Annotated in this window: 6 protein-coding genes and 2 pseudogenes; 5 read left to right on the top strand and 3 right to left on the bottom strand. The window is 54.9% G+C overall.

Annotated elements, in window-relative coordinates; all coding sequences use genetic code 11:
* The first annotated feature begins 128 nt into the window (after positions 1 to 128).
* Entirely contained in the window at positions 129 to 2891 is a 2763-nt protein-coding gene (gene mgtA, locus V6P94_RS20425) for a magnesium-translocating P-type ATPase (protein ID WP_338648538.1), read from the top strand.
* Positions 2892 to 3218: 327 nt separating this feature from the next.
* On the opposite strand, the gene V6P94_RS20420 is transcribed toward mgtA, so the two are convergent.
* Together V6P94_RS20420 and V6P94_RS20415 are read right to left on the bottom strand one after the other, a co-directional pair.
* Positions 3219 to 4310: an IS630 family transposase gene (locus V6P94_RS20420; RefSeq protein ID WP_044272157.1), complete on the bottom strand. Its 1092-nt coding sequence runs from the start codon at positions 4308 to 4310 to the stop codon at positions 3219 to 3221.
* A gap of 215 nt (positions 4311 to 4525) precedes the next feature.
* A pseudogene (locus V6P94_RS20415) lies at positions 4526 to 5170 on the bottom strand (IS5 family transposase); the annotation flags it as partial.
* Here V6P94_RS20415 and V6P94_RS20410 point away from each other — a divergent pair.
* Complete coding sequence (locus V6P94_RS20410; RefSeq protein ID WP_169863150.1) at positions 5075 to 6091, top strand: IS110 family transposase; 1017 nt, start codon at positions 5075 to 5077, stop codon at positions 6089 to 6091. The pseudogene V6P94_RS20415 and the gene V6P94_RS20410 overlap by 96 nt on opposite strands.
* Positions 6092 to 6329: 238 nt before the next feature.
* On the opposite strand, the pseudogene V6P94_RS20405 reads toward V6P94_RS20410, so the two are convergent.
* Positions 6330 to 6842, bottom strand: a pseudogene (locus V6P94_RS20405) (IS5 family transposase); the annotation flags it as partial.
* 83 nt (positions 6843 to 6925) lie between these two features.
* On the opposite strand from V6P94_RS20405, the gene V6P94_RS20400 reads away from it, so the two are divergent.
* From V6P94_RS20400 to V6P94_RS20390, 3 genes are read left to right on the top strand one after another with little or no spacing between them, the layout of a single operon-like run.
* The gene (locus tag V6P94_RS20400) at positions 6926 to 7549 is read left to right on the top strand and encodes a response regulator transcription factor (protein WP_133077901.1); all 624 of its coding nucleotides are present in this window, start codon (positions 6926 to 6928) and stop codon (positions 7547 to 7549) included.
* Positions 7550 to 10810, top strand: a complete 3261-nt coding sequence (locus tag V6P94_RS20395) for an ATP-binding protein (RefSeq protein ID WP_338648535.1) — start codon at positions 7550 to 7552, stop codon at positions 10808 to 10810.
* On the top strand, positions 10803 to 11150 hold the full coding sequence (locus V6P94_RS20390; RefSeq protein ID WP_257622913.1) for a hypothetical protein: 348 nt from the start codon (positions 10803 to 10805) through the stop codon (positions 11148 to 11150). Before V6P94_RS20395 ends, V6P94_RS20390 begins: the two co-directional genes overlap by 8 nt.
* Positions 11151 to 11224: the final 74 nt, after the last annotated feature.

Below are 11224 nucleotides of genomic sequence, written 5' to 3'. Positions count from 1 at the left end.
ATTCTGATAGATAAAACGTCATCCTTCTTACGGCTTACTCTTTAAAACGCCGGGCATCAGCTACCGGCGTTTTGATCATGAGCGAAGTCCCTCAGTGGCATGTGCGCTCGCGTCGCAGGAGTAGCACCATGAAACTCGCCCTGAAAGAATTCTTCGCAGGCTTTTTGCGTACTCGCCATTTCGGCCGGCACTTTCGGCGCCTGGCCTTGCTCGACAGCCTGACCAACACCACGGTCAGTCGGGAAGTACCACCGACTCTGGCGCAAACCCTGGTGGTCGCTGCCAACAGCGACAGCGCGTTATTGATCGACAACCTGGGCACCCACACCGACGGGTTGAGTGATGCCGAGGTCGATGCGTTGCGTCAGCAACACGGGCTCAATGAGGTTGAGCACGAACAGCCGCTCAGTCGCTGGGTGCATTTGTGGCACTGCTACAAAAACCCGTTCAACCTGCTGCTGACCTTGCTCGCAGGTGTGTCGCTGGCCACCGATGACGTACAGGCGGCCGTGGTGATCAGCACCATGGTGGTGCTGTCGACCGTGCTGCGTTTTTGGCAGGAGGCAAAGTCCAACAAGGCGGCTGACGCGCTCAAGGAAATGGTGAGCAACACCGCCACGGTGATGCGCCGAGACTTTGGTGCTGACACTTCGCCGATGTTTGGCCGGTTTTCGGGAGCCGCTCGGCAAATCAGGGACGCGCAGCGTATCGAATTGCCGATCAAGCAACTGGTGCCGGGTGATCTGATTGTGTTGTCGGCAGGCGACATGATTCCGGCCGATTGCCGGGTGCTAAGTGCCAAGGACTTGTTTGTCAGCCAGGCGGCGATGACCGGTGAGTCCATGCCGGTGGAGAAGTTTTCGCGTCAGTTTGACAACCAGACCAGCAACCCGCTGGAGCTGGAAAATATCTTGTTCATGGGCACCAACGTGGTCTCCGGTGCGGCGACGGCGGTGGTACTGACCACGGGTAATAACACCTATTTTGGCGCGCTGGCCCAACGGGTGGGTGCGACCGATCGTGGCCCGACTTCGTTTCAGACCGGGGTCAACAACATCAGTTGGCTACTCATCCGCTTCATGTTTGTGATGGCGCCGCTGGTGCTCTTTATCAATGGTTTTACCAAGGGGGACTGGACCGAAGCCTTGCTGTTCGCGTTGTCGGTGGCCGTGGGGCTGACCCCGGAAATGTTGCCGATGATTGTGACCTCGACCCTGGCCAAGGGTGCGGTGTTTTTGTCCCGTAAAAAAGTCATCGTCAAACGCCTGGATGCGATTCAGAACTTTGGCGCGATGGATGTGCTGTGCACCGACAAGACCGGCACCCTGACCCAGGACAAGATTTTTCTGGCCCGACACGTTGATGTGTGGGGGCAAGAGTCTGACGATGTGCTGGAAATGGCCTATCTCAATAGCTACTACCAGACCGGCTTGAAGAACCTGCTGGACGTGGCGGTGCTGGAGCATGTTGAGGTTCACCGTGAGCTGAACGTGGGCACGGCTTTCAGCAAGGTGGATGAAATCCCGTTCGACTTTACCCGCCGACGCATGTCGGTGGTGGTGGCCGAGCAGGATCAGCCTCATCTGCTGATCTGCAAGGGGGCTGTCGAAGAAGTGCTGTCCGTGTGTAACACCGTGCGCCATGGCGATCAGGAAGAAGCCCTGAGTGACCCGTTGCTGGCGCGTATTCGCCAGGTGACCGCCGAATTCAACGAGGAAGGCTTGCGGGTTGTGGCCGTGGCTGCGCGGCCAATGACCGGGGGGCGGGACACTTACAGCCTGGCGGATGAACAGGAACTGACGCTGATTGGCTATGTGGCGTTCCTGGACCCTCCCAAGGAGAGCACCGCCCCGGCGCTCAAGGCGTTGGCCGAGCATGGCGTTGCCGTAAAAGTGCTGACCGGCGATAACGAATTGGTTACGGCCAAAATCTGTCGGGAGGTCGGCCTGGAGCAACAGGGCCTGCTGATGGGCAACGACATTGAGCGCATGAGTGATGCCCAGTTGGCGGAGGCAGTGGAAACCACCAACGTATTTGCCCGGCTTACCCCCACGCACAAGGAACGTATCGTGCGTTTGCTCAAGGCCAATGGTCATGTGGTCGGCTTTATGGGCGACGGGATCAACGATGCCCCGGCGTTGCGCACGGCAGATATCGGGATTTCGGTGGACAGTGCGGTAGACATCGCCAAGGAGGCAGCTGACATCATTCTGTTGGAAAAAAGCCTCATGGTGCTGGAGGAGGGTGTGCTGGAAGGGCGCCGCACCTTTGCCAACATGCTCAAGTACATCAAAATGACTGCCAGCTCGAACTTCGGCAATGTGTTCTCGGTGTTGGTCGCCAGTGCGTTTATTCCGTTTCTGCCAATGTTGCCAATGCACTTGCTGGTGCAGAACCTGCTTTACGACGTGTCACAAATTGCCATCCCGTTCGATAACGTCGATGAGGAAATGCTGAAAAAACCGCAGCGCTGGCAGCCTGCTGATGTCGGGCGTTTCATGTTGTTCTTTGGGCCGATCAGCTCGGTCTTCGACATCCTGACTTTTGGGCTGATGTGGTACGTCTTCAAAGCCAACACACCCGAACACCAGACCCTGTTTCAGTCAGGCTGGTTTGTGGTCGGTTTGCTGACCCAAACCCTGATCGTCCACATGATACGTACACCGAAAATCCCGTTCCTTCAAAGCCGCGCGGCAATGCCGTTGATGGTCATGACGGGGATAATCATGGCCGTTGGCATTTTCCTGCCAATGGGGCCTTTGGCAGGCTACTTCAAGTTGCAGGCGTTGCCGGGGTTGTACTTTGTGTTCTTACCAATGATTTTGCTGGCCTACATGGCGCTGACCCAGGCGGTAAAAGGGTTCTACATTCGCAAGTTTGGATGGCAATAAGAATTAACTTTGACATCTAAAGGGAGCCGAATCGTTATTCGGCTTTTGGATCCATATCTTGGGAAAAAACCTACAAATCAGATGGTGTTTTCCCTTCTCGTAGATCGTCTCCGATTAGCGATCATCCCCGGCTCGATTTCGAACGGGGTACGGTATGTTGCGCATAGATATTGTGGACTTTGGAGATTATGTTCGTAAGAACTGTCCTATACTTTCAGTGTCATTCATCAGGTCGTTTTTTCCAGGCTTTGGCTTGCCGTACCTATTCAAAACGATATGTTTGTGCCTGATATACGCTGATGCTCGGCTAGCTAGTGTCTCGAGCGGTTAGTTCATTAGCTTATTCTTCATCACACTCAGCTTTGCCATATGTACCGAGCTGATGATGGCCGCTGCGGTCTTTGTCCACTTGAACGGCTTGGCTGAATGCTCGTTATGAGCAGTAATGAACTGGCGGATCGCGACTTTCAGATCAGTAACACTGGTGAAGACACCTCGATACAGTGCGCGTCTCTCCAGCTGTGAAAACCAGCCTTCCACCGCGTTTAGCCAGGACGCACTGGTCGGCGTGAAGTGCAGCTTGAAGCGCGGATGTTTTTCCAGCCAGGCCTTGATCGCTGGGGTTTTGTGGGTCGAACTGTTATCCAGGATCACATGGAGATCCAACTCGGCAGGCGTGTTCTTATCAATCTGCCGGAGGAAATCCAGGAACTCCTTGGCCCGGTGCCGCTGGGTAATCCGGCCCATTACTTCACCGGTCATGATGTCGAACGCGGCGTACAAGCTCGCCGTGCCATGGCGCTTGTAATCATGGGTTCGCCGCTCGATCTGCCCAGGCCGAAGTTGCAGCATTGGCTGAGTACGATCCAGCGCTTGGATCTGAGTTTTCTCGTCAACCGACAGCACCATGGCGTTGTCCGGAGGGCTCAGGTACAGCCCGACCACATCGATGACCTTCTCAGCGAAGTGCGGATCGTTGCTGATCTTGAATGTCTTCAGTCGGTGCGGCTTGAGATCCGACGCAGCCCATATCTGCCGGACTTGCCAGGTGGTAACGCGAGCGTACTTGGCCATCAACCGGACGCTCCAGTGCGTTGCTTCCTTGGGAACCCGGTGCGTTGTCAGGGTCAGGATTTCTTTGACTTTCTCAGCACCCAGCTTCAAAGGCTGACCGCTACGCGGCAGGTCGTTCAGGCCGTCGATGCCCGACGCCAGATAACGCTTTCGCCACTTGAACACGGTCGGTGTCGTGATCAGTAATTGCCCACAGATGGCAATGGGCGTCACCCCTTCATTGAGCAAAAGCAGTATCCGCGCCCGCTGAGCAAGGCTCTGCTCCAGCGTACTCATGCGCAGCCAACCTTGAAGCGTAAGAACGTCGGCGGGCTGTAGTGCAAAGGGAGCAATTGGACGAGGCATGCCTGGAACCATCTCGGGGCGAGGGGTGCACAGTATATCGTGGTACGTTAGAAAATAAACTAACCGCTCACGACACTAGGGAAGCTCCGATCAACTTGCCGCAACCGCGCAGTAAGTTGAAAATCCCGCTGAATTTGGCGCTATTGATCGCGAAATATCCCGTACGCGCCGCCTTGGCGAGCTTGTCAGCCCATTTCTCCGTGTTACGTGCGTAATTAGCCCATACCCATCAGCTTTTTTCGAGCCATCCATAAATTGGACAAGGCAAACAGCGTGGTCAATTGAGCGGTGTTTTTCATCAGGCCGCGAAAGCGCACTTTCACATAACCGAACTGACGTTTGATCACCCGAAATGGGTGTTCGACCTTGGCCCGTGTCTGGGCCTTGAGGTACTCGATTTTGCGCTTGGCTTTGTACAGCACGCTGCGCTTGCTCAGCTTGGAATAGGTGCTGCGTCGCGCGGCGATTTGCCAAACCACTTCACGGTTTTCATGCTCTTCGCGCTTCTCGACACCGGTGTAACCAGCATCAGCGTAGACCGCGTTTTCCTCGCCGTGCAGCAGTTCGGCAACCTGAGTGACATCGGCTACATTCGCCGCGGTGCCGTGAACGTGGTGAACCAGCCCCGACTCAACGTCGGCACCAATATGGGCCTTCATTCCGAAGAAATATTGATTGCCTTTAATGAGATGGTCAGCCCTGCTCGAGAAACCCAGTGAGTCTAGACTTACTGGGTTTCTCTCTTTACCGAAGGAGGATCTCTCATGAATACCGTGACGCTTCTGGGTATTGATATCGGCAAGAATACCTTCCACTTGCATGGCCAGGACGCCAGAGGAAACCAGCTCTTGCGCAAGAAGCTCAATCGTAGCCAATTGCTGCCGTATCTGACGCAGTTGCCAACCTGCAAAATTGCCATGGAGTCCTGCGGCGGCTCGCAGTGGCTGGCTAGGCAGATCGAAAGCTTAGGCCATCGAGTGCAATTAATCGCGGCGCAGCATGTAAAGGCCTACGTCACCGGCAACAAGAATGACTTTATCGATGCAGAGGCCATCTGCGAAGCAGCGTCGCGACCCAGAACCCACTCGGTTCCGGTAAAGACCCTTGAACAGCAGATCCTGTCGACCGAGCACAAGCTGCGCAAGTCTTGGGTGGATAATCGCACGGGAATCATCAACCAGGTGCACGGCTTTCTGTTGGAGTTCGGCATCATTTTCCCCGTTGGATATGCGGCTCTGGAGCAGGTACCGGCGTTAATGGAAAACCACGAACTGCCGATTCGACTGCGCAATGCGGTTGAGCGAATGCTGCTCGATATTCAACGCCTGACTCGAGATATCAAAACCATCGATGTCGAGATCAAACAGCAACTGTCCGAGGACGCAGCCGGCATGCGCTTGTTGAGCATCCCCGGCATCGGCCCTCTCACCGCTAGCGCGCTGCTGGCCGATGTCGGCGACGCTTCGACTTACAAAAGCTCGCGCGACTTTGCCGCCTCACTCGGGTTGGTGCCTCGACAGTATTCAACCGGTGGCAAGACGAGCTTGCTCGGCATCAGCAAACGCGGCGACAAGTATCTGCGCAGCCTACTGGTGCAAGGCGCTCACGCACTGATGATCCGAATCGACAAGCGAAACGATGCGCTCGGAGCCTGGGTAAGAAAGCTTTTGGCTCGCAAGCCGCCGAACAAGGTCGCCTGTGCGCTAGCCAACAAAATGGCAAGAATCGTCTGGGCTGTGTTAGCCCGAGGCGGTAGCTACAACGTGGAACAAACGGCTTGATCTAACCGAATTACCACCGGCTTTTGCGACGACAGTGATGATGACGATAAACGGCAAACATCCCGACTGAAAACCTGAAGACGAAGATAGCTTTTTTCGTAGCTGATCCTTTTATCAAGGACTGTTGGGAGCGACTTCTCATCAAGGGCCGAGCACTAATGACCGTGCTCACAATGAGCCCGGATACATTAGCGCAAGCATGTTTTACCGTTCATCACGCTGGCTTGCGGGAGGTGGGCTGACCATACATCTTCGTCTGATGCATCTCTGGATCGCGTTTACCGTGCTCGTTTTTAGTCGAACTGGGCGCGTGGATAATCGTCGCATCGACGATGGTGCCCTGGCGCAGCGAGAGGCCTTTCTCCTGCAAATAACCGTTGATGACCGCCAGGATCGCCGGCGCCAACTTATGATTCTCCAGCAGGTGTCGGAAGTTCATGATCGTGGTGTCTTCAGGGATCGGCGCGCTCAGGGTCAAGTGCGCAAACTGGCGCATGGGCGTGATTTCATACAGCGCTTCTTCCATGGCAGGATCGCTCAGCGAGAACCAGTTTTGCAGCAAGTGAATGCGCAGCATGGTTTCCAGCGGATACGGTTTTCGGCCACCACCAGCCTTCGGATAATACGGCTCGATCAACGCCAGTAAACCGCTCCAGGGCACGACCTGATCCATCTCGGCGAGGAACCGTTCGCGGCGTGTTTGCTTGCGCTTGCCCGCGTATTCGAAATCGGAAAAGCTCATCTGGCTCATGACGCACTCGGGGCAGGTGGTGAGGCTGTATTTCAGCATACTTGGAGACTTGTTCGGAGTTTCCCTAGCGGAGGATTAAATGTATGAAAGTGTTGATTGCGGATGATCATTCACTTATTCGGTCAGCCATGAAAGTACTGCTGGAAAGCCAGGGTTATGAAGTCGTGGCTGAGGCGGCCAATGGCACTGACACTGTTCAATTGGCGCGTTTGCATCATGTTGACCTGATTGTCCTGGATATCACCATGCCCGGCCTTGATGGCCTGGAGGTGATCAATCGAATCAGGGTCGCAGGGCTGGACACCCGTATTCTGGTGCTGACGTCTCAGTCCCCCCTGTTTTATTCCCAACGGTGCATGAAAGCCGGGGCGGCAGGGTTCATCAGTAAAAGCCAGGATCTCACCGAGTTGTTGAGGGCCGTGAAAATAATCATGGATGGTTACACGTTTTTTCCGTACCTGGCGGCCAGTTCGGTACGCAACAGTGATGCAAACATGAGCGACGTTGAGTTGATTCAGCACTTGTCGGCCCGGGAGTTGTACATATTGCAACAGCTCGCCCGTGGCTTGAGTAACAAGAAGATTGCTGAAGACATGATATTGAGCAGTAAGACCATCAGTACTTACAAGGCGAGGTTGATTGAGAAGTTGAATATAAAGTCGGTCGTTTATTTGGCAGATTTTGCCAAGCGCAATGATTTGATTTAATTGAAAACTCTTGCATGTCTGGGACTTGCTGGGCTGCTGCTTGTCCTTGGCCAGTACGTCGCAGCCGCTGAAACATCGGTGCAGACATTGCGCCTGTTGGGACGTTCGAGTGTTGAAGAGTACAGCGTGGTACTTGAGCCTTCCGAAGTGCAATGGCTCAAACAACAGGGCCCCTTGCGTCTTGGCATCTCGGCCCCCGATTACGGTCCGTTTGACCTGGCCGTCAATGGCCAGGACTTCGAAGGCTTGACCGCCGATTATGCGCAGTTGCTGTCACAGTTGCTGCACATCGATATTGAGGTCAAACGGTATCCCTCGAGGCCGTTGGCGATAGAAGCACTCAAGCAGGGCGAGCTGGACTTATTAAGCAGCTCCAATGGTTTCGAGGCACAAGATCCCCAGTTGGTGCTAAGCCTTGCCTACGCAGACGATTCGCCTGCGCTGGTGACGCGCATCAGTAATCGTGAGCGTCCACCTGTCGATCTGGCAGGGTTGCGTGTGGCCATGCTTGATCACTATTTACCGCCCCAAAAGGTCAAGGATTTTTACCCCAAGGCTACCTTGCAGTTGTATCCCTCAACCCTGACGGCGATCGGCGCCGTAGCGTTTGGCCAGGCCGACGTCTACCTCGGGGATTACATCAGTGCCAATTACCTGATCAACAAAAACTACCTGAACAACGTGCAACTGGCTGACTTTTCCCGGCTGGAAGACAACCCGTTCTCTTTTGCGGTACGCCGCGATAACCCCAGATTGCTGCGCGTTGTTAATGCGGCGCTGGCGGTGATTCCGCCCAGTGCGCGCATGACGATCCTGCGGCGCTGGAGCTCCGACGGGCCTCAAATCACCAACCCCTGGCGCTTTAACCCCAGCCCTGGCGAGCAACGATGGATGGCTATGCACCCCAGGATAAAGGTGGCGATCAATGATCAGTTTGTACCGTTGTCATTCTTTGATGAGCAGGGCACGTTCAAGGGTTTGATTGCTGATCTGTTAACCAAGATCAGTGCACACACAGGACTTGAGTTCGAAGCCGTGCGCGAGAGCACGGTGGCTGAGGGGGTTAAGCTGGTCAGTTCGGGCAAGGCACACATGCTGGGAGGGATCACGAGCGGTACTGCCCGAGAGAATCAACTGCGCTTTACCAGACCTTACCTCACAACGCCTTTTGTGCTGACCACCCGTATTGGTTCTGATGTGCCTGAAACCCTGGATGAAATGTCGGGCCGGCGGGTGGCATTGGTGCGGGGCAACGTGTTGCGCGAGTTTATTGAGCAGAACTACCCCGGCATTCAGGTGGTGGAGGCTGACAACCCTCCTGCGGCCCTGAGCATGGTGGCAGAAGGCGCAGCTGATGCGGCGGTCAGTGCGCTGGTCAGTGCACGCTATCTGGTCTCGAGGCGATTTAGTAAACAGCTGCAAATCACCAGCACGGTAGGCACACAACCCGAGCAGATCGGCTTTGCCACAGCCAGCAATGATCCGCAGCTGAACTCCATTCTGGGCAAGGCGCTCATGAGCATTACCCCAGGAGAAATGAGTGAGCTGACCGGCCGTTGGCGCACTGACATACCCGTCGTTGAAAGCTATTGGCTGCGTAATCGTGCGGCAATTATTCAAGGGTTCGCCATTGCGGCGGCCCTGCTCTTGGTGGCGGTTGCCTGGATTACTTACTTGCAGCGAGTGATTGCCAGGCGCCAGCAGCTAATGAACGAGTTGAACGTCGCCAAACAAAGTGCCGATGAGGCTAATCGGGCGAAGACAACATTCCTGGCGACCATGAGTCATGAAATACGCACACCCATGAATGCGGTAATCGGCATGCTTGAACTGGCCATGAAAAAAGCCGACCAGGGTGTCATGGATCGGTTTGCAATCGAAGTGGCATCCGTCTCGGCCCGCGAGTTACTCGACTTGATTGGCGATATTCTGGATATCGCGCGTATTGAATCCGGTTATTTGTCATTGACCCCCAAGCGCTCCAATCTCAAGTCCCTGGTAGAGGCCGTGGCACGGATGTTCGATGGGCTTGCACGCCAGAAGCACTTGAGCCTGATATGCGAATTGAGCCCTGCGTCGGACACAGATGTCATGATCGATCCGATGCGTTTTAAACAAGTCGTCTCCAACATGTTGAGCAATGCCATCAAGTTCACGAATGTGGGCGCAGTTCGGCTGAAACTGAACGTAGAGCCTGCTCACGATGGGCAGCAGGTGTCGGTGTGTTTGCGCGTTGAGGATACGGGCGTCGGTATTTCTGACGAAGACCAGTCTCGACTGTTCAGTCCATTTGTTCAGGCCAGCAACAACACCCAGTCTGCGCGTAGTGGCTCAGGGTTGGGCTTGGTGATTAGCCGTGAACTCTGCGAAATGATGGGCGGGCAGTTGCACCTCAGTAGCGTGCAGGGGGCCGGAACTCAGGTTGAGATCACGATGGTGGTGCCATTGCTTGAACCTGAAGAAATCGCCGTCGACGAGGCGCAGCAAGAAGTCGGGAGCACACGCTCGCTGAATGTATTGGTGGTGGATGATTATCCGGCGAATCGGATGCTGCTGGCCCAACAACTCAGCTACCTGGGGCACCGCGTGGCCGACGCCGAAAATGGTGCGCTGGGTCTGAAGGCATGGCGGATGGGGCAGTTTGACGTGGTCATCACTGATTGTTCCATGCCGGTCATGGATGGCTATGAGCTGGCACGGGCAGTGCGGTCAGAGGAGGTCGCGTTGGGGCGAGCGCCCTGCCAGATTTTTGGTTTTACGGCCAACGCACAACCAGAGGAAGCTGTGCGTTGCCGGGAAGCTGGAATGGATCAATGCTTGTTCAAGCCCATCAGTTTGAAGGACTTGAGTGCCTGCCTGGCGTCTGGGGTACCGCAGGGGCCATCAGGCAAGAGTGCCGATGAGTCTGACGGGCAGATTGATCTGACTTATCTTAAACAGTTGAGCCAAGGTGATGATGGGGTGGTCCACAAACTGCTCGCTGAACTGGCCATCAGTAATCGCCAGGACCTCGGCGCACTGATCGAGCTGTTTGTGAAAGATGATTATGAGGGATTGAGTGCTCTGGCACATGGTGTCAAAGGAGGAGGCAAGCTCATTCAAGCCAGGAAGCTGATTGAGTGTTGCGAGCAACTGGAAGAGATTTGCAGGATGGCGGAACCACAAGGTCTTGCTGGTGCTGTCGATGCACTGCACTACAGCATGGAGCAACTGGCCGACGAGCTGGACCGTTATGCTCAAGCCGATGAGTCTCATGAATGACGAGGCCAAAATGCCAACAAAAACATTACGAATATTGATTGCCGATGATGATCCAGTACAAGCGCTGAAAATGGAAAGGGCTCTTAACCTTCTGGGCTATTACCGGATCGCGCCTTTGTACAACCCTGAGGCCTTGGTGAGCTTGAGAGCAGCCCGGACCAATGAGTATGACGTGCTGCTGATCAGCCAGAAAATGGCAGGAGGGGGCATTGCGGATGAAGCTCAATTCCACAAGGAAAATTCGCAGTTTCGCCATGTACTGATTTATACGGATGCTGAGAGTTTTTCAAATCAGCTCGCCACCCGGATGTCGATGCTTGATTCCACGCACTTGCCCTGAAACGGATACTTGTGTGCTTCACAGGGGCCGCGCTAAGGTCTGGTGTTCTCATAAACAGAACCAGGATTGGTCGA

It is taken from the genome of Pseudomonas sp. ML2-2023-3 (genome assembly GCF_037055275.1).
GTDB lineage: Bacteria > Pseudomonadota > Gammaproteobacteria > Pseudomonadales > Pseudomonadaceae > Aquipseudomonas.
Note: the sequence above shows the minus strand (reverse complement) of the source record. Positions and strands in the feature narration are given on the sequence as shown.